We start from the raw sequence: 21,787 nt of genomic DNA on the forward strand, positions 1-21,787 counted from the left end.
CCGCGCAGGACGGCGATCGAGCGCCTCCTCGCGGGGACGGGGGTGTCGGGTGCCCTGACTAGGCTTGCAGGGTGACGGACTCCGCAAAGCCTACCCTCCTCGTCGTGGACGGCCATTCGCTCGCATATCGGGCGTTCTACGCCCTGCCGGTCGAGAACTTCTCGACCAAGGACGGCCAGCACACGAACGGCATCTACGGGTTCCTCTCGATGCTCATCAATCTCATCAAGGCCGAGAAGCCGACCCACATGGCGGTCGCGTTCGACACGTCGCGGCAGTCCTTCCGCACGCGGGAGTACACCGAGTACAAGGCCAACCGCTCCGAGACGCCGTCCGAGTTCAAGGGGCAGATCCCGCTCCTGCAGGACTGCCTCGCCGCGATGAGCATCCAGGTGCTCCAGCAGGAGGACATCGAGGCCGACGACATCCTCGCGACGCTCGCGACCCAGGGCTCCGACGCGGGGTTCGACGTCCTCGTCTGCTCGGGGGACCGCGACACGATCCAGCTCGTCAACGAGCGGGTGACGCTGCTGTACCCGAATGTGCAGGGCGTGTCGCAGCTCAAGCGCTACGACCGGCAGGCCGTCATCGACCGCTACGGCGTCCCACCCGAGCAGTACCCCGACATCGCCGCGCTCGTGGGTGAGACGAGCGACAACCTGCCGGGTGTGCCGAAGGTCGGCGAGAAGACCGCGGTGAAGTGGCTGACCCAGTTCGGGTCGCTCGACGGTCTGCTCGAGAACGCCGACAAGGTCACCGGCGTCGTGGGCAACAACTTGCGCGAGCACCTCGACGACGTGCGCCGGAACCGCTCGCTCAACCGTCTGCTCACCGACGTCGAGCTGCCCCTGGGCCCCGGCGACCTCGAGGTGCAGCCGATGGACGCCCAGGCGGTGCGCGACATCTTCGCGCGCCTCGAGTTCAAGACGCTCATCCCGCGCGTCGCCGAGCTCGCGGGCATCGAGCAGCAGATGGCCGCCGTCACGTCGGCCGCGGCGGTTCCCATGCCCGTGCCGCTCACGCCGTCCGCCGCCGAGCTGCGGGCGTGGCTCGACGCGGCCGAGGGCGAGGTCGGCGTGACCTTCGTCGTCGAGGGCGGCCTGCCCCGCCGGGTGGGCTTCGCGACGATGGATGCCGCGGCCGAGGCCGAGTGGACGGCCGATGTCGCAGCCGCCGTGGCGCCGTGGCTCGCCTCCGACGCCCCCAAGATCTTCAGCGACGCCAAGCCGCAGGTGAAGGCCCTGCACCGGGCGGGCGTGCGGCTCGGGGGCCTGACATTCGACACGGTCCTCGCTGGATGGCTCCTCCGGCCGAGCTTCCCCGACAAGACGCTCGCCGACCTCGTCGACCGCTACCTCGACGAGAAGCTGCCCGAGTCCGACCCGGCGCAGCTCGTCCCCGAGACCGAGGGTGCGACGCCCGGGCAGGTGTCGTGGTTCACGCTCCGGGTCGCCGAAGCGCTGCGCGGCGAGCTCGCCGAGTCCGTGGCATCCGTCCTCACCGACATCGAGCTGCCGACGCTGCAGACCCTCGCCGACATGGAGCTGGCGGGCGTCACCGTGTCGCACGACAAACTGTCGACGTTCTCGGGCGAGCTCGGCGACCGTGCCGATGCGATCGCACAGGAGGCGTACGCCGCAATCGGCCGCGAGGTGAATCTCGGCTCGCCGAAGCAGCTGCAGGAGGTGCTGTTCGACGAGCTGCAGCTCCCCAAGACCCGAAAGACGAAGACCGGCTACTCGACGGATGCCGCGGTCCTCGCCGACCTTCAGGAGACCAACCCGCATCCGTTCCTCGACCTGCTGCTCCAGCACCGCGAGGCGACGAAGCTCCGGCAGATCATCGAGTCGCTCGACGTCGCGATCGCCGGCGACGGGCGCGTCCGCACGACCTACCTGCAGACCGGGAGCCAGACGGGGCGCCTGTCGAGCACCGACCCGAACCTGCAGAACATCCCCGTCCGCACGGACGAGAGCCGCCGCATCCGGTCCGCCTTCGAGGTGGGCGAGGGCTACGAGACGCTCCTCACCGCCGACTACTCGCAGATCGAGATGCGCATCATGGCGCATCTGTCCGAAGACCCCGGACTGATCGAGGCGTTCAACTCGGGGGAGGACCTGCACCGCTTCGTCGGCGCGAGGGTGTTCGCCGTCGCCCCGGAAGAGGTCACGCCGGCGATGCGCACGAAGGTCAAGGCGATGTCGTACGGGCTCGTCTACGGCCTGTCGGCGTTCGGACTCTCCAAGCAGCTGCGCATCGAGCAGTCCGAGGCCAAGCAGCTCATGATGGAGTACTTCGCGCGCTTCGGCGCCGTCCGCGACTACCTCCGGTCATCCGTCGAGCGCGCGCGGATCGACGGCTACACCGAGACGATCTTCGGTCGCCGTCGGCCCTTCCCCGATCTCGCCAGCCCCAACCGCGTGCTGCGCGAGAACGCCGAACGCGCGGCGTTGAACGCTCCGATCCAGGGAAGCGCGGCCGACATCATGAAGATCGCGCTCTTCCACATCCATGACGACTTCGCCGCCGAGGGCCTGCGTTCCCGCGTCCTCATGCAGATCCATGACGAACTTGTGGTCGAGGTCGCCGAGGGGGAGTGGGATGCGGCCGAGCGCGTCGTGCGCGACCGGATGGGCGACGCCGCGAAACTGTCGGTGCCCCTCGACGTGCAGATCGGCCGGGGAGCCGACTGGAACGAAGCGGCGCACTGAGCCACGGCGGAGTCGGATCGCCCCGCTTCTCGGAAGCACCGGGGAGGAGGAGTCGTCCGAGATCTGCGGCGCTGAGACGGCGTCTGAGATTGGCTGGGACGCCGTGCCGTTTATAGGCTCGACGCATGACAGATGCACCCCGGACTCCCACGTCGATCGACAAGATCGCCGACGCGTGGGTCGACACGCTCGCAGAGCTCGATCCGTCGCTCGCCACGTACATCGGCCGCACGGAGTACAACGACCGCTTCGCCGACTACACGCCGGAGGGTACGGCGCGCCTCATCGACGAGGGTCGGTCGACCCTTGCCGCCTTCGAGGCGGCGACCCCCGTGGACGCGGTTGATGAGGTGACGAAGGAGGACGTCTCGCGCGAGATCCGCCTTGCGATCCAGCTTCACGAGGCGAAGTGGAACCTGCGCGACCTCAACGTCATCGCCTCTCCCGCGCAGGAGATCCGATCGGTCTTCGACCTCATGCCCACCGACACGGTCGACGACTGGTCCGTTGTCGCGACGCGTCTGAAGGCGCTCCCCGCCGCGGTGGAGGGCTACATCACGACCCTCCGCGCGGGTGTCGATCAGGGAGTCGTCCCCGCCCGACGTCAGGTCGAGGAGGTCGTGACGCAGATCGCCCGCTACACGAACGAGTCGGGCTTCTTCGCGACGTTCGCCGGCGACGCCGCACCGAGTGAGGGGCAGCTTCCCGCCTCGCTCGCGCGCGACCTCGCCGACAACGCCAACGCCGCGCGCGTCGCCTACGACGAGCTCGCCACGTTCCTGTCGAGCGAGCTCGCACCCGCCGCGACGGAGAAGGACGGCGTCGGCCGCGAGATCTACGGCCTCATGTCGCGCCGCTTCCTGGGTGCAACGATCGACCTCGACGAGACATACGAGTGGGGCATCGAGGAGCTCGCGCGCATGGTCGCCGAGCAGGAGTCGATCGCGAACGAGATCAAGGCCGGCGCGAGCGTCGAGGAGGCCGTCGCCTTCCTCGAACAGGACCCGTCCCGCAAGCTCCACGGCACCGAGGCGCTGCAGCGCTGGATGCAGGAGACGAGCGACCGGGCCGTCGCCGAGCTCGGCAAGACGCACTTCGACATCCCGGAGCCGATCCGCAAGCTCGAGTGCATGATCGCGCCGACGAAGGAAGGCGGGATCTACTACACCGGGCCGACCGACGACTTCTCACGCCCGGGCCGCATGTGGTGGTCCGTCCCGGAGGGCGTCGAGGACTTCGACACGTGGCGTGAACTCACCACCGTGTACCACGAGGGCGTTCCGGGCCACCACCTGCAGATCGCGCAGGCCGTCTACAACCGCGCGGAGCTCAACTCGTACCGCCGTCTCCTCGGCGGAACGTCGGGTCACGCCGAGGGCTGGGCGCTCTACGCCGAGCGCCTCATGGAGCAGCTGGGCTATCTCTCCGACCCGGCCGACCGCCTCGGCATGCTCGACGGACAGCGCATGCGGGCCGCCCGCGTCGTGCTCGACATCGGCGTGCACCTCGGCAAGCCCCGCCTCGACGGTCAGGGCGAGTGGGATGCCGACTATGCGCTGGACTTCATGCGCCACAACGTCAACATGTCGGACGAGTTCGTCCAGTTCGAGGTCAACCGCTACCTCGGCTGGCCCGGGCAGGCTCCGTCGTACAAGGTCGGTCAGCGCATCTGGGAGCAGCTGCGCGACGAGGTCGCCGAACGCGAGGGCGACGACTTCTCGATCAAGGCGTTCCATAAGCGCGCGCTGAGCATCGGCGGAGTCGGCCTCGACACACTGCGCACGGCTCTCATCGGCTGACGCCGGCGAATTCAGGGGAGGTCGCGCGCCAGCAGGCGCGCGACCTCCTCGTCTTCGGTCTGCCGGAAGTCGTCGTAGAACTGGCCCACCGCCCAGAAGTCGGCGATCGGGTGCGGGCAGACGTATGCGTCGACGACGGATGCCTCGGGCCGCCAGCTCGCCGGGGCGACCGGCACGGCCAGGACGATCAGCGACGCCCCCCGCGCGTGCTGCGCGCGGCATGCGGCCATCGCGGTCGACCCGGTCGCGACGCCGTCATCCACCACGATCACGGTGAGGCCCCGGACGTCGAGAGGATCGGGGTCGAACGCGCGAGTCCGCCGTTCGAGCTCCGCTCGCTCGTGCTCCTCGACCGACGCGAGCTGCGCGGCCGTCACTCCGCCCTGACGAAGTGCATGGGGATCCACGATGCGCACGCCCTCGGCGATCGCGCCGACCGCGAACTCCTCGTGCGCGGGGGCTCCGAGCTTGCGCACGACCGCCACGCCCAGCGGCAGCCCGAGCAGCCGCGCCACCTCCGCTGCGACGACGACGCCGCCGCGGGGGATGCCGAGGACCGCGGCATCCGTCCCCTTCCGATCGAGAAGATGCTCCGCGAGTTCGCGGCCCGCTTCGGCCCGGTCCGAGAAGATGGCCACGTGCCTCACCCTACGCGCGCCGGGGGAGCGCGGGAATGGGAGAGACGCCTCCTCGGTTCTATGCAGGTGAATGGAAGGAAGGCACATGCCGAACACCGCACCCTCGCAGCTCCAGCTCGGGCTCGACACCTTCGGAGACGTGACCCGCGACGAGTCGGGCGCGTTCGTGAGCGGCGCCGAGACCATCCGCAACGTCGTCGACCAGGCCGTCCTCGCCGACGAGGTGGGACTCTCGTTCTTCGGGGTGGGGGAGCACCGCCGGCCGGAGTTCGCCGTGTCGAGTCCCGAGATCGTTCTGGCCGCCGCGGCCGCGCGCACGAAGAACATCCACTTGGGCACGGCAGTCACGGTGCTGTCGAGCGACGATCCCGTGCGCGTCTACGAGCGCTTCGCGACGCTCGATGCGATCTCGCGCGGTCGCGCCGAGGTCATCCTCGGCCGCGGGTCGTTCATCGAGTCGTTCCCGCTCTTCGGCTACGACCTGCGGGACTACGAGGTGCTCTTCGACGAGAAGCTCGACCTCTTCTCGCAGCTGCTGACCGAGAAGCCCGTCACGTGGAACGGTACGACGCGCGCAGCGCTGGAGGACGCCGATGTGTTCCCCAAGACCGAGAACGGCCTGAAGGCCTGGGTCGGCGTGGGAGGCACCCCCGAGTCGGTCGTGCGCACGGCGCGGTACGGCTACGGCCTGATGCTGGCAATCATCGGCGGGCCTGCCGGTCGCTTCCGGCCCTTCGTCGATCTCTACCACCGCTCGCTCGACTCGTTCGGGCGCGACCGGCTGCCGATCGGCGTCCACTCGCCCGGGCACGTCGCCGCCTCCGACCAGCAGGCGTGGGACGAGGCCTACGAGGGCTTCGAGGCGATGAACAACACGATCGGTCGCGAGCGCGGCTGGCCGACCTACAACCGCCTGCGCTTCCAGCACGACGTCGGGCCGGAGGGCGCTCTGTACGTCGGCTCGCCCGAGACCGTCGCCCGCAAGATCGCCGACACGGTCCGGACTCTCGGGGTCGAGCGCTTCGACATGAAGTTCTCGACCGGCACCCTGTCGCACGCCAAGCTGCTGCGCTCCATCGAGCTCTTCGGCACGAAGGTCGCCCCGCTCGTGCGCGACATGCTCGCGTAGCCGTCAAGGCTCGCAAGGCGGGTCGCGGCATCCGTACGATGACGTTCATGACGGATGCCACGACCATGACGATCTCGGAGCGCCTCGACCGCCTGCCCTTCACCCGCCGGCACCTGCGAGTGCTCACGGGGTCGGGCATCGGCTGGGCGCTCGACGCCATGGACGTCGGGCTCATCTCGTTCATCATCGCGGCGCTCGCGCAGCAGTGGGCCCTCGAGCCCTCGCAGACGGCCTGGATCGCCTCCATCGGATTCGTCGGCATGGCGATCGGCGCGAGCCTCGGCGGGCTCCTCGCCGACCGGTTCGGGCGCCGGCAGGTCTTCGCGCTGACCCTCATCGTCTACGGCGTCGCGACCGGTGCCAGCGCGCTCGTGGGCGGTCTGGCCCTGCTCCTCGTCTTCCGGTTCTTCGTCGGGCTGGGTCTCGGTGCCGAGCTGCCTGTGGCATCGACCTACGTGAGCGAGTTCGCGCCGGCACGCATCCGGGGGCGGCTCGTCGTGATCCTCGAGGCGTTCTGGGCGATCGGATGGACCGCTGCCGCCCTCATCGGCTATCTCGTCATCCCGAGCTCCGAGAACGGATGGCGGTGGGCGTTCGCACTCGGCGCCATTCCCGCCGTCTACGCCCTCATCGTGCGTTGGGGCCTCCCCGAGTCGGCGCGCTGGCTCGAGCGCCGGGGTCGGCTCGAGGAGGCCGACGGGGTGGTCCGGGAGTTCGAGGCGGAGGCGGGTGACACCGCGATCGCGCCGGCGTCGGCGCCGAGCACCCCCGCCGATGCCCCCGCGGCGATCACGGCGGGTCAGCGACTGGGCGCGCTCTGGTCGCCGGAGTTCCGCGTGCGCACCGCGTGCCTGTGGCTCGTATGGTTCTGCGTGAACTTCTCGTACTACGGCGCCTTCATCTGGATCCCGACGATCCTCGTGTCGCAGGGATACGACCTCGTGCGGTCGTTCGGATTCACGCTCATCATCACGCTCGCTCAGCTTCCCGGCTATGCGCTTGCGGCCTGGCTCATCGAGGTTTGGGGGCGCCGCGCGACGCTGTCGGTGTTCCTCGCCGGATCCACCGTCGCCGCCGTCCTCTTCGGCACCGCGACGAGCGAGGCCACCGTCATCGCGACGGGCATGGCGCTGTCGTTCTTCAATCTCGGCGCGTGGGGCGCGCTCTACGCCGTGACGCCCGAGATGTACCCGACGTCCCTGCGCGCGACGGGGTCCGGCTGGGCCGCGGGCGTCGGGCGCATCGCGTCCATCGTCGCGCCCCTCACGGTGCCCGTCATGCTCGCGCTGGGCGGCGCACCGGCGCTGTTCGTCCTCTTCGCGGTGTTCTTCGCCATCGCGGCGATCGCGGCATGGGGTCTCGTCGATCGGCGCGGTCGCGCACTCGACGACCGCTGACGACCGCTCGGCACGCTCCACGCCGGTCGTAGGCTGGACGGATGGCATCGGTTCGATATGTCGCGATCGGCGACTCCTTCACCGAAGGCGTGGGCGACGAGCTGCCCGACGGGCGTGTACGCGGGTGGGCGGATCTCGTCGCGCAGGGCTGGGCCGACGCTCTGGGGGAGAGCGTCGACTACTCGAACTACGCGATCCGCGGGAAGCTCGTGTGGCCTATCGTCCACGAGCAGCTGGAGCCCGCGCTCGCCCTGCAGCCGACGCACCTGTCGTTCAACGGCGGCGGCAACGACATGCTGCGCCCGCGCACCTCGATCGCGCACGTCGTGGCGGCCTTCGACCACGTGCTGAACCGCTGCGACGAGGAAGGGGTGCGGCTGATCGTCCTCTCCGGCGCCAACCCCTCCGCCCAGCTGCCGCTCAGCCGCGTTATCCAGCGTCGCGGCGATCTGCTGTCGGCGGCCGTCTCGGCGAGGCTCGATGAGCGCCCCGACGTCATCCGCGCGCTCAACTGGCCCGACCGTGAGCTCTCCACAGCCGGCTACTGGTCCGAGGACCGGCTCCACATGAACGCCCGTGGGCATCACCGCGTGGCGGCGCGGGTGCTGACGGCCCTCGGCATGGAGCCGCCTGCCGCGTGGTGGTCGCTCCCCGCCCTGCCCGAGGCTGCACCGCTCGCCGGCAGCGCGTACTACCGGACTCACGTCGGCCCCTGGGTGCGGCGGCGGCTCACGCGCACATCGTCGGGCGACGGCCGCGAGCCGAAGTACGGCGCATGGACGCCGATCGAGCCTTCAGCCGTCTGACGGCCGCATGTACGCGGATCCCGACCGCGTGCGCTGGACGAGCTCGTGATCGACGAGGTGCCGGCGCAACAGGGCGACGTCGGTGGTGAAACCGCCCAGCCGCTCGTTGAACTCCTTCTCGGTCAGCACCTCGCCCGGCGCGACGGCGCGATCGGCCACCCAGGCGAGGAGCTCCCGGCGGTCGGCCTCCCGGACGGGGTACTGATCGATGCGGCCGTTCCGGTCGAGGTAGCGGTGCGGACCCTGGGGCTTGGCGGGAGCGCCGTCGGCGAGGATGCCGCGCAGCGCGGTGTCGTCGAACACGGCATGCCCGTCGAGGTCGCGCACGAGTCCGAGCTCGCCCAGGCGTGCGAGGGCGCGTTCCCGCCGGGACGGCGTGAGCGAGGCATCCGTCATCACCTCCGCCAGGGCGGCCCGAAGTTCGGGATTGAGGAGCGCCGCCACGACGCCGCGCCAGCGCTCGCTCACGAGGAACTCCGCACGGAGTACACGAGCTCGGCGAACTGCCCGCTCTGGCGGGCGGACTCGAGCACGAGGCGGTCGGATTCGAGGCGCCGCGGCAGCAGCGGCTTGCCGGCGCCGAGCGTGACGGGGGCGATCGAGACGCGGATCTCATCGAGGAGGCCTGCGTCGGCGAACTGGCCGACGACGTCCCCGCCGCCCACGACCCACACGTCCCTGCCGTCCGCGGCCGAGACGAGCTGCTCCCAGGCTTCGCGGACGGAGCCCGAGTGGAGCCGGATGTTCGCGCCTTCGACGAGAGGCAGGTCGCGCGTCGTCAGCACCAGCGAGAGACGGTCGCCGTAGGCCCACTTCTCGGGGTGCTCGTCGAGCCTCTCGTGGTTGTAGACCCACTCGTAGGTGGTCGATCCCATCACCAGCGCTCCGATGCCCTCGAGGAAGGCGGGGAAGGAGCTCTCGGCCTCCGCCGAGCCGGGGACGGCGAAGAGCCACTCGAGCGAGTCGTCAGGGTCGGCGAGGTATCCGTCGAGGGTTGTGGCGGTGTTGTAGACGACGCGTGTCATGAGCGACACGCTAGCGGCGGCATCCGACGCTTGACAGCTATTCAACCATTCGGTACAGTACCTACTAGTTGAATAAGGAGCCGAGATGAGCAGTGACAGCGAACGGGACGGCCTGAGCCGGACATTCGCCGCGCTCGCCGATCCGACCCGCCGCGAGATCCTCGAGCGCCTGGCGCAGGGGGAGGCGACGGTGGGCGAGCTCGCCGAGCCCTTCGACATGACCTTCGCGGCCGTCTCGAAGCACCTGCGGGTGCTCGAGGGAGCGGGGCTCGTGACGCGGGGGAGGGAGGCGCAGTACCGGCCCGCGCGACTCGACGCTCGGCCCCTCGCCGCCGCCTCGCACTGGATCTCGGACTACGCCAGATTCTGGGGCGACTCTCTCGACTCCCTGGACTCGTACCTTCACGCCCTGCAGCAGCTCTCATCCACCGACAACACCCACGACAAGGAGAATCCCCATGGCTGAGTACTTCACGATCACGCGCGAGCTCACCGCACCGCGCGAGCTCGTCTTCGACGCGATCACCAAGCCCGAGCACTTCGCCGTCTGGTTCGGCACCGCGGCCGTCGAGGTCCCGCGCGACTCGCTGACGATGGAGGTCCGCCCGGGCGGCGCCTTCCGTGCGGTCATGCTCCTCCCCGACGGCAACCGCATCGACTGGGCGGGAGAGTACGTCGAGGTCGACCCGCCGGCGCACCTCGCGATGACCCTCACCGACCGGCCCGACGAGTATGCGGGCCTCCCTGTCCTCTTCGATCTGGAGGAGGTCGACGGCGGCACGCGTCTGACGATCAGCCAGGATCGCGCGGACTTCTCGGACGAGCAGGTCGCCGCGACGATCGCCGGCTACAACGCCTTCATCGACGACATCGAGAACGAGCTCTCCCGCATGCAGAAGGCGTGATGAGCCGTTTCCGGCGGTTGTCAAGGGCCTGGGTCGACCCCGGGCCGCCTGTCACGATGAGGGCCAAGGGATGCCACTTGGGGTAGTCCCGGAAAGGAATCCTCGCATGAGCATCGGTGCTGGAATCGTCCTCTTCGTGATCGGCGCGATCCTCACGTTCGCCCTCAACGTCCAGCTGGATTGGGTGAACCTCGACCTCGTCGGCTACATCCTCATGGCAGCCGGCGTCGTGGTCGTCCTGATCGGGATCATCCTTCTGATGCGTCGCCGCCGCTCCGACGTCGTCACGCGCACCGCGGTCGACCCGGTCGCGGGCGAGCAGGTGACGCGCCGCACGGCGTCGCACCCCGACGACGCCGCGGGCCTCTGACCCACTAGATCGCGCCTGGCCGGCGCAGCGCTCCGCGTGCGGAGGCTGCGCCGGCCTTCGCGCATTCTCGGGGCATCGCGCCGCCGAGCGCGGCGACGAGGTAGCCGGCGGCGAAGGCGTCGCCCGCGCCCGTCGTGTCCACCACGTCGGGCACCGCTTCGACCGGTATCTCCGCCGTGCCGCCGTCTCCGACGACCACCACAGGGTCGGGTCCCCGCTTGACGACCAGGACAGAGCCGACCGGATGCCGCAGCCCCAGCTCGCCGAGGAGCCGCGCTTCGTCCGCATTCGCGAACACGACAGCGGGCGCGGCATCCCCGAGGATGGCCGCCAGGATGACCGGGCCGAGCTCACGCATCGCCGAGACGCTCGAGAGGTCGAGGCTGACCCGCACCGAAGACTCATGCGCCCACCGGCATGCGGCGAGGACGGCTTGCCGCGAGACGGGAGCCGCGAAGCCGTAGAGCGGAAGGTGCAGCCAGTGCGACCCCTCGAGCCACTCGGGCTCGACCGGCTCCAACTCGGCCGCGGCGCCGCGATCCGTGAGCATGGTCCGCTCACCGGCGTCGTCGACGAGGATCACGATCGAGCCCGTCCGGCCGCCGCGCTGGACGCGCACGTCGACCCCGCTCAGTGCGAGTGCATGCGTCAGCGCATCGCCCTCGGCATCCGCTCCCACTCGTCCGATGAATCGGACGCGACCCGAGCCGGCCGCCGCCGCGGCGACGTTCGCGGCGCTCCCGCCTCGGGTGTGCGTGATGACCGCAGGGTTGTCCGTGCCCGTCTCGAACGACGACGCACCCAGCACGACGACGTCCGCGAGGAGGTCCCCGATGACGGTGAGCATCAGGCCCGCGCGGCGAGCGCCGTCGCGATCTCGGCGCCGAGCGCGACGTTCCCCCGGTACACCTCGACATTGACGTCGAGGCTCCGCCCGCCCGTCTCGCGCTGCATGAAGTCGAGGAGGAACGGCGTCGTGTCGTGCCCGGTCACACCTCGCTCCGTCGCTTCGGCGAGCGCGCGGGCGAGGACGTCGTCGTGCACCTCGGCGGGGAGCTGCCGATCGGCATCGACCGGGTTCGCGACGAGGAGCGTCGACACGATGCCGAGCGCGTCCCGCGCTGCGGCGATGTCGGCGATCTCGTCGGCCGACTCGGCGGCGTACTCGACATCGAAGCCGGAGTCCGCGATGTAGAACGCCGGATAGTCCGTCGTGCGGTAACCGACCACCGTCAGGTTCAGAGTCTCGAGTCGTTCGAGCGTGAGCGGGATGTCGAGGATCGACTTGACGCCGGCGCTGACCACGACGAGGGGGAGCGCCGCGAGGGTCGGCAGGTCGGCCGACTCGTCGAAGGTCTGCTGCGCCTCGCGATGCACGCCGCCCAGACCGCCCGTCGAGAAGACGCGAATGCCGGCTCTGCTGGCGAGGAAGGCGGTCGCGGCGACGGTCGTGCCGCCGCTCAGCCCTTTGGCGGAGGCGACGGGGAGATCGCGGAGGCTGAGCTTGACGGCGCCGTCGTCCGTCGAGAGCCGCTGGATCTCGGCGGGGGAGAGGCCCACTGTCGCGCGCCCTCCGATCACGCCGATCGTGGCAGGGACCACTCCCGCCGCGCGGACTCTCTCCTCAGCCTCGAGCGCGACGACGAGGTTGCGCGGGCGTGGAAGGCCGTGCGTGAAGATCGTCGACTCGAGCGCCAGGACCGGGATGCCGCGTTCCAAAGCATCGGAGACTTCGTCGCCGATATGGAGCCCTCGCTCCGGGCGAGAGGTCACGCGGCTCCGTCGCCGGCGCGCTCGAGCAGGAAGACGGGGATCCGCCGGTCGGTCCGCGTCTGGTAGTTCGCGTAGTCCGGCCACGCCTCGACGGCGCGCTCCCACCAGGCGGCGTACTCCTCGCCGTCGAGCTCCCGCGCGAGGTAGTCGCTCTTGTCCGGACCGTCCTGGAGCTCGACGTGCGGGTTCTTCCGCAGATTCCAGTACCACGCGGGATGCTGCGGAGCGCCGCCCATGGAAGCCACGACGGCGTACTTGCCTTCGTGCTCGACGCGCATGAGAGCGGTCTTACGCAGGCCGCCGGACTTCGCACCGACGGTCGTCAGGACGATGACGGGCTTGCCCCGCATGTCTGCCTTTTCGGCCCCGCCGCTCGCCTCATACGCCTCGGCCTGGCGGCGCGCCCACTGCGACGTGCTGGGCAGATACTCACCTTGCAACGGCATCTGATCCTCCTCGAACTGCCTTCGCTTCCCAGTCAACCAGGCGTGCGGCCGGGTCGGCGCAACGAGGGGGCGTCGACGGCTCATCTGCCGGCTTCCGTGCCCACTCCCGTCTCCATCGACTGCCCCGGCGCCTGACGGGGGCCATCGCCGGGCGGCCGCCCGTAGTGAAGGGGAGCCGCGACGAAGACCGCCGCCGCGGCTACTGCGAGCACCGTCCCGATCGAGAGCCCGCGCGCGATGACCGCTCGCGCCAGCTCAGGACGCTGGCGCCGCACGATCGCCGCGACGAGCCCCATCCCGGCCAGGCCACCCATCGTGTTGACGATGAGATCCGACGTGTCGGAGCTCCCGACGCCGAAGGCGAACTGCGCCGCCTCGAGGAGGAGGCTCGTGCCGGCGACGACCAGCGTGGCGCGCCACCACCGCCAGCTCGGCGCGAGAAGCGCGAGGTAGATGCCGAACGGGACGAAGAGGAGGAAGTTGATCGCGATCTCGAGCGGTTCACTGGGCCCTTCCGCACCGGTCGGAACGAACGGCACGAGCTTCACCAGACGATGCACGCCGATCCACGGGAGATTGAGCTTCCACAGCACGATCCAGATCAGGAGCACGACGTAGACGCCGAAGAGCACCCGCAGACGGGCTCTCGTCCGGTCTCGGCGGGGGAGAGGCATCCGTCCAGTCAACCGTGTCGGGCGTTTCCTCCGCGTATGCGCTTCACCTCGTGGACTCGGGCTCCACGGGCACCCACAGCTCGGTCGTCGCAGTGCGGAAGTCGGGGGAGCGGTCCAGGATCGCCACGATCGACGGGCCGGGCCGGAGTCGCCATGGATTCGACGGGAACCACTCGCTCGCCGTCGCCGCCCAGGTCGACTGAAGCGCCGCGGGGTATGCGCCCGCACTGCGGAACACGGCCCAGACGCCGGCAGGAACATCGATCGCATCCAGACCCTCGGGCACGGGGGAGTCGTCCCGCATCGCGACGCCGTGGAGGTAGGTGAGCTCGGTTCCTTCGGTGTAGTCCGGATCGACGTCGGCGGTCACCTGCAGCAGGCCCGACGGCTCGGTGCTGCTGAGGGCCTTCAGTCGAGCGTGCTCCGCCTCGGGGAGCGCGGCGACGTGCGCCTGGATGTGCGGATTGACGCCGTCATGGATGAGGGGGACCCGAACGGCGTGGCCGACGAGCCGGAACGCGGGTCGGTCCGTGATTCGCGTGTCCATGATGATGTTCCCTTCTACGGTCAGGCGGAACCTGAGCTGCGGCTGCGAGCGAAGGGGACCGCCGTCTCGGCGGAGGTCGCCGGGACGGACGCCGTGGACAGCGCGGAACGCTCGTCCGAATGCCTCGGTCGAGCCGTATCCGTAGCGCACCGCGATGTCCAGCAGGTCGTCCGCACCGATCACTTCCGCTGCGGCGACCGTCATGCGACGGCGACGGATGTACTCCGACAGCGGCATCCCGGCGAGCGACGAGAACATCCGGCGGACGTGGTACTCCGTCGTGCCCAGGCTCGTCGCCAGGCCCCCGACGTCGATCTCGTCCGTGAGACGCTCCTCGACGAGATCGACGACTCGATTGAGAATCGCGATCACAGTTCCTCCTTCGACATCGAGCCTCGCCGACCGACCGCCCGCCGACCCGATGATCCGTGCCCGATTCGATCGTGCCGCACCGTCGCTCGTCGGCCGGGCGAACGGGTAGGCTTCTCACCGAACGTGACACGAGTGAAGGAGGTGAGCCCGATGCACACACTGTCCATTCCGGGCGCTCCTTCGAGTTCACGATCGCGCGACTGACGTAGCCGTCGCAGGGAGCGCCTCAGCACTTCCGAAAGCTGCGAACATGAAGCACTCTCTTCTCCACGACGCGGAGCCCCGGTCCGGCGCGCAGTCGGAGCATCCATCCGGCAAGGCCCTCGTGCTCGGCGGCGGGGGATCGGCGGGCAATGCCTGGCTGATCGGCGTCGTCGCCGGCCTGTACGACGGCGGGCTCGACGTCACGACCGCCGACCTCATCGTCGGCACCTCCGCCGGGTCGACCGCCGCCGCCCAGATCACCGGAGCGAGCCCCGAACGGCTCCTCGCGGACGTCCTCGATGCGCCGGCGGTCACACCGGGCGGCGGTCGCCCCGCCCGGCCGACACTCACACGCACCCACCTCGAACGCATGAACGCGGTGATCGCCGACTCACGGGACGCTGCCGACATGCGCCGCAGGATGGGCGCCGAATTGGAGGCGGATGCCGCGTCCTCGGCCACCGGAAGCGACAGGTGGCGCACGATCGTCGCCGCACGGCTTCCGCAGCAGGAATGGCCGCGGCAGCGTGTGCTCATCACAGCTGTCGATGCCCGTACCGGCGAACCCGTGGTGTTCGACCGCGACAGCGGCGTGGAGCTCGCCGACGCCGTCGCCGCGAGCTGCGCCGGCGGCTTCGCGTACGCGATCGGCGACCGGCGGTACATCGACGGCGGCTATCGCACGAATGCCGAGAACGCCGATCTGGCGAGCGGCTACGAGAAGGTTCTCGTGCTGTCGCCGTTCGGCGGGCGCACGAGACTGCCCCTGGAGTGGCGTCTCGATCTCGTGACGCAGATCGACGAGCTGCGCGCTCAGGGCAGCCACGTCGAGGCGATCTACCCGGACGCCGACGCGCTGGCGGCGTTCGGCGACGACGTCATGGATCCCGCGAGCCGACCGCCGGCCGCACGAGCCGGGCACGCGCACGGCGCCTCGCTCGCCGAATCACTGAGCGCCTTCTGGGACTGACCTAGCCTCGCCGAGGGGGAGCGTCCCTGGTTCGCGTGCCGCGCGGACCAGGGTCGCATCCGGTGGGTGAGTTGACATAATGTGCATTATCGGCGATTATATCGACCGCTCGCACGCCGGAGCACGTGTAGCCTCTCCGCTGTGCCGCACCGCCCTCGCCACATCTGCACCGGAACGCTGACCGTGGCGCTTCCGCCCGAGCGGGCCTTTCCGCTGTTCACCGCGCGCGGTGAGACGCTCTGGGTACCGGGCTGGTCGCCCGAGTTCGTCTCAGACGTCGACGACGACACGCAGCCCGGCACGGTGTGGCGCACGCGAACGCACGAGCACGAGACGACCTGGATCGTCGTGGAGTCGCGGCCGCCCACAGCGGCGACCTACGCGCGCGTGACGCCCGGTCACAGCGCGACGACGGTCCGCGTGCGCCTCGAGGCGACCGTTACCGGATCGCTCGTCCACGTCGACTACGACCTCACGTCGCTCGACCCGTCCGCCGACGCGCTGCTCGAGCAGTTCGTCGCCGAGTACGACGACATGCTCGCCGAGTGGCAGCGCCTCATCTCCGACGCCCTGCCCAGGCTCGACGAGCGGTAGTCCTCAGGCCGACGCGATCTCCGCGGTGCCTTCGAAGCGCAGACGGATGCCTCCGCCCGCGTCCCGAAGGATCACGAGCAGCGTGTGGTCGCACGAGAGGCAGCGGACGATGGATGCCACGGCATCGCGCTCCACGGACACCTCTGCCATGTCGCCGTGCGCGCCGCAGTGAGCGCACGTGATCGTCAGGGATGAGGCATCCGTGCTCATCAATTCGGCCAGCACTCCCGCGAGGGCGTTCCCGTCCAGGTGCTGCACGTTCCGACTCATCAGAGGCCCCCGAAGCGCTCGGTCTTGATGCGGCGCGGCGAGTGTCCGCGCGCCACGAGCTCGTGTGCGACGAACTCGACGAATCCCGTCGGGCCGCACACGTAGATCACCGGGTCGTCGGCGACGGGCCACACCGCGGCGTCCAGCGTCTCGGCGTCGAGGCGTCCGACGTGACCGGACCAGGAAGCCGGCGCCTCGCGGGTGTACGCCCACGCCACCTCCACTCCCCTGTCCCCCGGCACGGATTCGAGCTCATCACGATATATCGCGTCTTCCGGGGTTCGCACCGAGACCAGGAGGCGGAACGGCTGGTCGCTGGCGGCGGCGAGCCGCGATCGCACCATCGCCCGCAGGGGCACGATCCCCGAGCCCCCGGCGATCAGCTGCACAGGCGAGGGATCCTCCTCGCGCCAGACGAAGTAGCCGCCGAGGGGTCCGAGCACTTCGAGCGCGTCCCCCGGCGCGACGTCTCGCACGAGGTACGGCGAGACTTCGCCGTCGGGCACCTCGTCGACCCCGATCTCGACCGTGCCCCCCTCCCCCGCCAGGCCGAGCGAATAGGACCGCACAGCCTGATAGCCGTCCTCCGCCGTGAGGCGGACGTCGATGTGCTGCCCGGGCACGCTGCCCTCCCAGCCCGGCACCGAGAGCGTCAGGATGCGGGCGTGCGCGTTCGCCTCGACCACCGAAAGCACCGTGGCCTCCCGCCACGAAACTCGTCCGGCGCCCGTCACCAGTAGCGCTCCTCGGTCCACGGGTCACCGTGGATATGGTAGCCGTTCTGCTCCCAGAACCCCGGGTCGTCGCGGTCCTGCAGCACGAGCGCGCGCAGCCACTTCGCGCTCTTCCAGAAGTAGAGATGCGGCACGAGCAGGCGCGCCGGTCCGCCGTGCTCGGGATCGAGGGGCTCGCCGTCGAACTCGAACGCTACCCACGCCTTGCCGTCGAGCAGGTCGTCGAGCGGGACGTTCGTCGTGTAGCCCCCGTACGAATGCGCCATGGCGAACTCGACGTCCGTGTCGACGTTCTCGAAGAGGGTGTCGAGCGAGACCCCGCGCCACTGCGTGCCGAGCTTGGACCAGCGCGTGACGCAATGGATGTCGGTGTCGATCGTCTCGATCGGCAGAGCCATGAACTGGTCCCACGTCCAGGTCGTCTGCATGCCCTTCTCGGTGCGGATCGTGAAACGCCAATCCGCGAGGTCGACGTCCGGCGTCGGGCCCGCTGACAGCACCGGAAAGTCCTCCGTCAGGTACTGCCCCGGAGGCAGCCTCGGGTCGGACTCCCGGCGTCGCGCGCCGAACCCGCGGGAGAAAACAGCCATCGAACCCCTCCTCGCACAGCGATCGGCGCCCACGCGTCGACCGCCTCCAGGCTAGCGACGGCGAGGGCGGCGCGACAGCGCCGATCCGCCGGGGAACGGAGCAGGCGGAACCGGTCGATAGCCTGGAGGACGTGGCATCCGTCGGCGAAGCGTTCCCGACCTCGTGATCGAGGCGCTCACCGGGTTCGCCGTCGTCGGCGTGGCGATCCTCGTCGGCTGGATCATCGGGCGCACGGACCTGCTCGGCGAACATGCTCGACCCGTCCTCAGCCGTCTGACGTTCTTCGTGCTGTCGCCGTTCCTCCTCTTCGTCGTGCTCGCGAACGCGGACGTCCACACGCTCTTCTCCGCGATGCTGCCGGTCTCGGCGATCGCCGCCGTTTCGATGATCGCGATCTACAGCGTCGTCGCGTGGCTCATCTGGCGTCGGTCCATCGGCGAGATCGTCATCGGCGCGCTGTCGGCCGGACAGGTCAACTCCAACAACATCGGCATCCCACTGTCGCTCTACCTGCTCGGCTCGGCGGCGTATCCCGCGCCCGTGATCCTGATGCAGCTGCTCGTCTTCACGCCCATCTCGATGACGATCCTCGAGGCCGCGACCGCAGGACGCTCCTCGTTCGGCCGCGCGCTTCTGCGCACGGCGACCAATCCGATCGTGCTCGGATCCGCGCTCGGCACGATCGTCTCGGTCTCCGGCTGGGATCCCCCGCCGATCGTGATGGAGCCCGCGCAGCTCATCGCGAACGCGTGCGTGCCGGTGCTCCTCATCTCCTACGGCATCTCGCTGCACGGACAGCGGGTGCTCGGGCCGTCGGGCCGCCGACGCGACATCGCGCTCGCCTCGGCGCTCAAGCTGCTCGTCATGCCCGTCGTCGCGTGGTTCGTCGCGGAGTTCGTGTTCGGACTGCCTGCGCACGACGTGCTGGTCGTCGTCGTACTCGCGGCGCTGCCGACCGCGCAGAACGTCTTCAACTACTCGCAGCGCTACGGCGTCGGCGAGACGATCTCGCGAGACACCGTCTTCCTCACCACCGTGGGCTGCGTCCCGATCCTCCTGCTCGCGACGATCCTGCTCGGCTGAGCCCAAGTGGCGGGCCGACCACCGCGCCGACACACCTCGTCACAAAACGGTGAACGCACCGCGGCATTGCCGAACCGCGTGCACCGGCGGGTCTAGGCTGTGGCAGAACGCTCACAGCAAACACTCAGAAAGGGCTCGCTCCCATGTCCACCGAATCCGCAGCCGAGAAGTCGGCCGTCAACGGCATCCGCACCGCCTTCGGCGTCGGCGGCGTGCTCTCCGTCATCATCGGGATCCTGATCCTCGTGTGGCCCGGCAAGACCGCGGTCGTCGTCACGGCCATCATCGCCATCTACGCGATCGCAGCCGGCCTGGTCTACGCGGGCCTCGGGATCTTCTCGAAGTCCAAGGGCGGGTGGGCGCGCGTCGGACACATCGTCCTCGGCATCCTGTTCATCCTGGCCGGCATCTTCGCCTTCGTGAACCTCCAGGCCGCCACCGGCTGGTTCGCCGTCTTCCTCGGCATCCTCGTCGGCATCCTGTGGATCATCGAGGGCATCGTCTCGCTCTCGACCCTCGGCGACGCCGCGTCGAAGGGGTGGACGATCTTCTTCGCCATCATCAGCATCCTCGCGGGCATCGTGCTGCTCTTCACGCCCCTCTACGGCGCCTTCGTGCTGTGGTGGCTGCTGGGCATCGCGCTCGTCGTGCTGGGCATCATCCAGATCATCCGCGCGTTCCGCTTCTCGGGCCGCGACCTCTGAGTCGACGCGCATGAGAAGAAGGGCCCCGGAACTCCCGGGGCCCTTCTTCTTTCTGCCGCTTCAGCCGACCGGAAGGTACCGGCTCCACCAGTCCAGGATCGCCTCGAAGCGCTGGACGCGGTGCCGTGGCTGGCCGCCCCTGGTCAGTTCGTGATTCTCGCCGGGGAAGATCAGCAGCTCGGCCGGCGTGCCCTGGCGCTTGAGCGCCGAGTAGTACCGTGTGGCCTGCTCGAGCGGGCAGCGGAAGTCCAGCTCCGAATGCACGACGAAGGTCGGGGTCGTCACGTCGCGGACGACGGCCATCGGGCTCTGCCGCGCGATGTCCTCGGCTGAGACGCCGACGTACTCGTCGCCGAAGAACGAGCCGATGTCGCTCGTGCCCTGGAAGCTCTCGGGGTCGAGAAAGCCGCGCTCGACGATCGCGCCGGCGAAGCGGTGGTCGTGCGCGATGATCCACGCCGTCAGGTACCCGCCGTACGAGCCGCCCATGATCCCGACGCGCGAGCCGTCGAGCGACGGGTCGGCCGCGACCGCTCCCTCGAGGAAGTCGATGACGTCGTGGAAGTCCACCGTGCCCATGGCCTGGCGGATCACCCGCCCGTGCTCGCGCCCGTAGCCCGCAGAGCCGCGAGGGTTCGAGTAGACGACGGCGTAGCCGGCATCCACCAGCACCTGCGTCTCGTCGAAGAGGTGCACGCCGTACGACGCGTACGGGCCGCCGTGGATCTGGAGGATGACGGGGAACGGCCCTTCGCCGGCGGGCTTGGCGACCCATCCGTGCACGGGGTAGCCGTCGCGCCCCTCGATGGTCAGCTCGCTGGGAACGGAGATGCCGGATGCGGCGGCCCCCGCGCCGAAGGCCGTCAGCGTCGTCGCATCCCCGCCGTCGACGAGCACGAGCTCACCGAACGATTCGGGAGTCGCGACCGCCGCGACCGTGCGGCCGCCGGACGTGGCGTGGCCGTTGACCTCGAGATCGCCGGCCAGCACCTCCGACACACCGCCCGCGCGGGTGACGCGGAGAAGCCGAACGCGACCGCGGGTGCGGTCCTGCACGAGGAAGTCCTCGCCGTCGAAAGCGACGTGGCTGCCCACCTCGCCGAGGTCGACCGTCTCGGCGTCGGTGAGCCGGCGCGGTTCGCCGTTCTCGACGACGTAGAGGGCGACGCCGGGTGCGACGAAGTCCGTGAAGTCGGGTCCGACGTCGTTCGCGAGCAGCACGACGGTCCCGTCGGGCGCGACGTCGACATCGCTGATCGACAGGCCCGCGTCCCGCGAGACGACCTCCCGCTCCCCCGCGCCGTCGTCGCCGACCGCCACGACGGTCGTGCGGAGGTCGCGCTTGCCGGTCTCGAGCACATCGCGCACCGTGAGGATCTCGCGGCCGAGGAAGGCGACGCCGGAATGGGATGCCTCGCCCTCGGTCAGCTGCCGGGGCTCCGCGGCCACGACGCGCTTCTCGTCGGGCTTCTCGTCCTCGCCGAGCACCCGTGCGGCGGGCTCGTAGAACGGCTCGGAGTCGGTCGCCGGAACGGCGATCGCGAACACGTGCGCCGGGCGGTCCGCGACGTAGCCGAGGCCGTTGGCGTGCCAGCGGATGCTCGTGATGTGCCGAGGCGCCTCCGCCGAGGCATCCAGCCCCTCGACCGTTCCGTAGCGGCCCTTCTCCGGCACCCGGGCGATGTAGGCGAAGGTTGCGCCGTCAGGCGCCCAGGCGAACTCCGAGACGCCGGCCTCGGCATCCGTCGCCTGAACCGGCTCCCCCTCCCCCGGCGTCCACGACGAAGATCTGCGGCTTGCCCTTGCCGTCGCCGCGGAGGAAGGCGAGACGGCCGCCGTCCGGCGAGAGGCGGGGGGCGGAATCGGACGTGCCGCGGGTCAGGCGGCGCGGAGTGCCGTCCGGAAGGTCGACACGCCACAGCTGGCCGACCGCCTTGTTCGCGGCCAGATCGGGACGCGAGGTCGGGAAGACCGCGAACGAGCCGTCCGGTGCGATGTCGGGGCGGCCGACGGAGACGAGCTTCTCGATGTCGTTCGCGCGCACG

General features: G+C 69.8%; 23 protein-coding genes and 1 pseudogene. 12 read left to right on the top strand and 12 right to left on the bottom strand.

The window, feature by feature from the left end; all coding sequences use genetic code 11:
* Positions 1-71: 71 nt before the first annotated feature.
* Together polA and G5T42_RS15705 are read left to right on the top strand one after the other, a co-directional pair.
* The gene (polA, locus tag G5T42_RS15700) at positions 72-2,711 is read left to right on the top strand and encodes a DNA polymerase I (protein WP_165129704.1); all 2,640 of its coding nucleotides are present in this window, start codon (positions 72-74) and stop codon (positions 2,709-2,711) included.
* A gap of 125 nt (positions 2,712-2,836) precedes the next feature.
* Complete coding sequence (locus G5T42_RS15705; protein WP_165129705.1) at positions 2,837-4,510, top strand: DUF885 domain-containing protein; 1,674 nt, start codon at positions 2,837-2,839, stop codon at positions 4,508-4,510.
* Between the two features lie 11 nt (positions 4,511-4,521).
* On the opposite strand, the gene G5T42_RS15710 is transcribed toward G5T42_RS15705, so the two are convergent.
* On the bottom strand, positions 4,522-5,148 hold the full coding sequence (locus G5T42_RS15710; protein WP_165129706.1) for a phosphoribosyltransferase family protein: 627 nt from the start codon (positions 5,146-5,148) through the stop codon (positions 4,522-4,524).
* A gap of 85 nt (positions 5,149-5,233) precedes the next feature.
* Between G5T42_RS15710 and G5T42_RS15715 the strand changes: the two genes are divergently transcribed.
* Genes G5T42_RS15715 through G5T42_RS15725 form a run of 3 tightly spaced genes read left to right on the top strand, consistent with a single transcriptional unit; the run spans position 5,234 to position 8,480 of the window.
* The gene (locus tag G5T42_RS15715; RefSeq protein ID WP_165129707.1) at positions 5,234-6,277 is read left to right on the top strand and encodes an LLM class flavin-dependent oxidoreductase; all 1,044 of its coding nucleotides are present in this window, start codon (positions 5,234-5,236) and stop codon (positions 6,275-6,277) included.
* A gap of 47 nt (positions 6,278-6,324) precedes the next feature.
* A complete protein-coding gene (locus G5T42_RS15720; RefSeq protein WP_165129708.1) occupies positions 6,325-7,674 on the top strand; it encodes an MFS transporter in 1,350 nt (449 codons plus the stop codon).
* Positions 7,675-7,715: 41 nt separating this feature from the next.
* Complete coding sequence (locus G5T42_RS15725; protein WP_165129709.1) at positions 7,716-8,480, top strand: SGNH/GDSL hydrolase family protein; 765 nt, start codon at positions 7,716-7,718, stop codon at positions 8,478-8,480.
* Here the strand turns inward: G5T42_RS15725 and G5T42_RS15730 are convergent.
* Complete coding sequence (locus tag G5T42_RS15730) at positions 8,469-8,948, bottom strand: DUF2087 domain-containing protein (protein ID WP_241245861.1); 480 nt, start codon at positions 8,946-8,948, stop codon at positions 8,469-8,471. The two genes, G5T42_RS15725 and G5T42_RS15730, sit on opposite strands and share 12 nt — an antisense overlap.
* Positions 8,945-9,505, bottom strand: coding sequence for a dihydrofolate reductase family protein (locus G5T42_RS15735; protein WP_165129710.1), 561 nt, complete (start codon positions 9,503-9,505; stop codon positions 8,945-8,947). Before G5T42_RS15735 ends, G5T42_RS15730 begins: the two co-directional genes overlap by 4 nt.
* 85 nt (positions 9,506-9,590) lie before the next feature.
* On the opposite strand from G5T42_RS15735, the gene G5T42_RS15740 reads away from it, so the two are divergent.
* The 3 genes from G5T42_RS15740 (at position 9,591) to G5T42_RS15750 (ending at position 10,780) form a co-directional block, all read left to right on the top strand.
* Positions 9,591-9,971, top strand: a complete 381-nt coding sequence (locus tag G5T42_RS15740; protein ID WP_165129711.1) for a metalloregulator ArsR/SmtB family transcription factor — start codon at positions 9,591-9,593, stop codon at positions 9,969-9,971.
* Positions 9,964-10,410, top strand: a complete 447-nt coding sequence (locus G5T42_RS15745) for an SRPBCC domain-containing protein (protein WP_165129712.1) — start codon at positions 9,964-9,966, stop codon at positions 10,408-10,410. The genes G5T42_RS15740 and G5T42_RS15745 overlap by 8 nt, the downstream gene beginning before the upstream one ends.
* Before the next feature lie 106 nt (positions 10,411-10,516).
* A complete protein-coding gene (locus G5T42_RS15750; RefSeq protein WP_165129713.1) occupies positions 10,517-10,780 on the top strand; it encodes a DUF6458 family protein in 264 nt (87 codons plus the stop codon).
* Positions 10,781-10,784: 4 nt separating this feature from the next.
* Here the strand turns inward: G5T42_RS15750 and G5T42_RS15755 are convergent, their stop codons facing one another.
* From G5T42_RS15755 to G5T42_RS15775, 5 genes are all read right to left on the bottom strand, one after another.
* Positions 10,785-11,627 carry a PfkB family carbohydrate kinase gene (locus tag G5T42_RS15755; RefSeq protein WP_165129714.1) on the bottom strand — a complete coding sequence of 281 codons (843 nt, stop codon included), beginning with the start codon at positions 11,625-11,627 and terminating at the stop codon, positions 10,785-10,787.
* The gene (locus G5T42_RS15760) at positions 11,627-12,553 is read right to left on the bottom strand and encodes a pseudouridine-5'-phosphate glycosidase (protein ID WP_206535661.1); all 927 of its coding nucleotides are present in this window, start codon (positions 12,551-12,553) and stop codon (positions 11,627-11,629) included. Before G5T42_RS15760 ends, G5T42_RS15755 begins: the two co-directional genes overlap by 1 nt.
* Complete coding sequence (locus G5T42_RS15765; RefSeq protein WP_165129715.1) at positions 12,550-12,999, bottom strand: nitroreductase family deazaflavin-dependent oxidoreductase; 450 nt, start codon at positions 12,997-12,999, stop codon at positions 12,550-12,552. Before G5T42_RS15765 ends, G5T42_RS15760 begins: the two co-directional genes overlap by 4 nt.
* A gap of 80 nt (positions 13,000-13,079) precedes the next feature.
* Complete coding sequence (locus G5T42_RS15770) at positions 13,080-13,673, bottom strand: VanZ family protein (RefSeq protein ID WP_165129716.1); 594 nt, start codon at positions 13,671-13,673, stop codon at positions 13,080-13,082.
* Between the two features lie 43 nt (positions 13,674-13,716).
* Positions 13,717-14,592 (bottom strand): AraC family transcriptional regulator, encoded by an 876-nt coding sequence (locus G5T42_RS15775; RefSeq protein ID WP_165129717.1) that lies wholly within the window; start codon positions 14,590-14,592, stop codon positions 13,717-13,719.
* A 250-nt stretch (positions 14,593-14,842) separates the two neighbouring features.
* On the opposite strand from G5T42_RS15775, the gene G5T42_RS15780 reads away from it, so the two are divergent.
* On the top strand, positions 14,843-15,766 hold the full coding sequence (locus G5T42_RS15780) for a patatin-like phospholipase family protein (RefSeq protein WP_165129718.1): 924 nt from the start codon (positions 14,843-14,845) through the stop codon (positions 15,764-15,766).
* A 141-nt stretch (positions 15,767-15,907) separates the two neighbouring features.
* Positions 15,908-16,360, top strand: coding sequence for an SRPBCC family protein (locus G5T42_RS15785; protein WP_165129719.1), 453 nt, complete (start codon positions 15,908-15,910; stop codon positions 16,358-16,360).
* 3 nt (positions 16,361-16,363) lie between these two features.
* Here the strand turns inward: G5T42_RS15785 and G5T42_RS15790 are convergent, their stop codons facing one another.
* From G5T42_RS15790 to G5T42_RS15800, 3 genes are read right to left on the bottom strand one after another with little or no spacing between them, the layout of a single operon-like run.
* A complete protein-coding gene (locus tag G5T42_RS15790) occupies positions 16,364-16,630 on the bottom strand; it encodes a DUF6510 family protein (protein ID WP_165129720.1) in 267 nt (88 codons plus the stop codon).
* On the bottom strand, positions 16,630-17,364 hold the full coding sequence (locus G5T42_RS15795) for a ferredoxin reductase (protein ID WP_241245863.1): 735 nt from the start codon (positions 17,362-17,364) through the stop codon (positions 16,630-16,632). The genes G5T42_RS15790 and G5T42_RS15795 overlap by 1 nt, the downstream gene beginning before the upstream one ends.
* Positions 17,361-17,954 (bottom strand): sulfite oxidase-like oxidoreductase, encoded by a 594-nt coding sequence (locus G5T42_RS15800; protein WP_165129721.1) that lies wholly within the window; start codon positions 17,952-17,954, stop codon positions 17,361-17,363. The genes G5T42_RS15795 and G5T42_RS15800 overlap by 4 nt, the downstream gene beginning before the upstream one ends.
* A gap of 163 nt (positions 17,955-18,117) precedes the next feature.
* Here G5T42_RS15800 and G5T42_RS15805 point away from each other — a divergent pair, with 163 nt between their 5' ends.
* Both G5T42_RS15805 and G5T42_RS15810 read left to right on the top strand, forming a co-directional pair.
* Complete coding sequence (locus G5T42_RS15805; protein ID WP_165129722.1) at positions 18,118-19,038, top strand: AEC family transporter; 921 nt, start codon at positions 18,118-18,120, stop codon at positions 19,036-19,038.
* Positions 19,039-19,181: 143 nt separating this feature from the next.
* Complete coding sequence (locus G5T42_RS15810; protein WP_165129723.1) at positions 19,182-19,742, top strand: DUF308 domain-containing protein; 561 nt, start codon at positions 19,182-19,184, stop codon at positions 19,740-19,742.
* Positions 19,743-19,802: 60 nt separating this feature from the next.
* Here G5T42_RS15810 and G5T42_RS15815 read toward each other — a convergent pair.
* Positions 19,803-21,786 (bottom strand): annotated as a pseudogene (locus G5T42_RS15815) (S9 family peptidase).
* Between the last annotated feature and the right edge of the window lies 1 nt (position 21,787).

Source organism: Microbacterium sp. 4R-513, from assembly GCF_011046485.1.
Lineage (GTDB): Bacteria > Actinomycetota > Actinomycetes > Actinomycetales > Microbacteriaceae > Microbacterium.

Excerpts from the sequence above, each read along its gene's own strand:
- G5T42_RS15725 (WP_165129709.1), top strand. The coding sequence starts at position 7,716 with ATGGCATCGGTTCGATATGTCGCGATCGGCGACTCCTTCACCGAAGGC.
- G5T42_RS15740 (WP_165129711.1), top strand. The coding sequence starts at position 9,591 with ATGAGCAGTGACAGCGAACGGGACGGCCTGAGCCGGACATTCGCCGCG.
- G5T42_RS15800 (WP_165129721.1), bottom strand. The coding sequence starts at position 17,954 with ATGGCTGTTTTCTCCCGCGGGTTCGGCGCGCGACGCCGGGAGTCCGAC.
- G5T42_RS15705 (WP_165129705.1), top strand. The coding sequence starts at position 2,837 with ATGACAGATGCACCCCGGACTCCCACGTCGATCGACAAGATCGCCGAC.
- G5T42_RS15790 (WP_165129720.1), bottom strand. The coding sequence starts at position 16,630 with ATGAGTCGGAACGTGCAGCACCTGGACGGGAACGCCCTCGCGGGAGTG.
- G5T42_RS15755 (WP_165129714.1), bottom strand. The coding sequence starts at position 11,627 with ATGCTCACCGTCATCGGGGACCTCCTCGCGGACGTCGTCGTGCTGGGT.
- G5T42_RS15735 (WP_165129710.1), bottom strand. The coding sequence starts at position 9,505 with ATGACACGCGTCGTCTACAACACCGCCACAACCCTCGACGGATACCTC.
- G5T42_RS15715 (WP_165129707.1), top strand. The coding sequence starts at position 5,234 with ATGCCGAACACCGCACCCTCGCAGCTCCAGCTCGGGCTCGACACCTTC.
- G5T42_RS15765 (WP_165129715.1), bottom strand. The coding sequence starts at position 12,999 with ATGCCGTTGCAAGGTGAGTATCTGCCCAGCACGTCGCAGTGGGCGCGC.
- G5T42_RS15810 (WP_165129723.1), top strand. The coding sequence starts at position 19,182 with ATGTCCACCGAATCCGCAGCCGAGAAGTCGGCCGTCAACGGCATCCGC.
- G5T42_RS15745 (WP_165129712.1), top strand. The coding sequence starts at position 9,964 with ATGGCTGAGTACTTCACGATCACGCGCGAGCTCACCGCACCGCGCGAG.
- G5T42_RS15720 (WP_165129708.1), top strand. The coding sequence starts at position 6,325 with ATGACGGATGCCACGACCATGACGATCTCGGAGCGCCTCGACCGCCTG.
- G5T42_RS15780 (WP_165129718.1), top strand. The coding sequence starts at position 14,843 with ATGAAGCACTCTCTTCTCCACGACGCGGAGCCCCGGTCCGGCGCGCAG.
- G5T42_RS15770 (WP_165129716.1), bottom strand. The coding sequence starts at position 13,673 with ATGCCTCTCCCCCGCCGAGACCGGACGAGAGCCCGTCTGCGGGTGCTC.
- G5T42_RS15750 (WP_165129713.1), top strand. The coding sequence starts at position 10,517 with ATGAGCATCGGTGCTGGAATCGTCCTCTTCGTGATCGGCGCGATCCTC.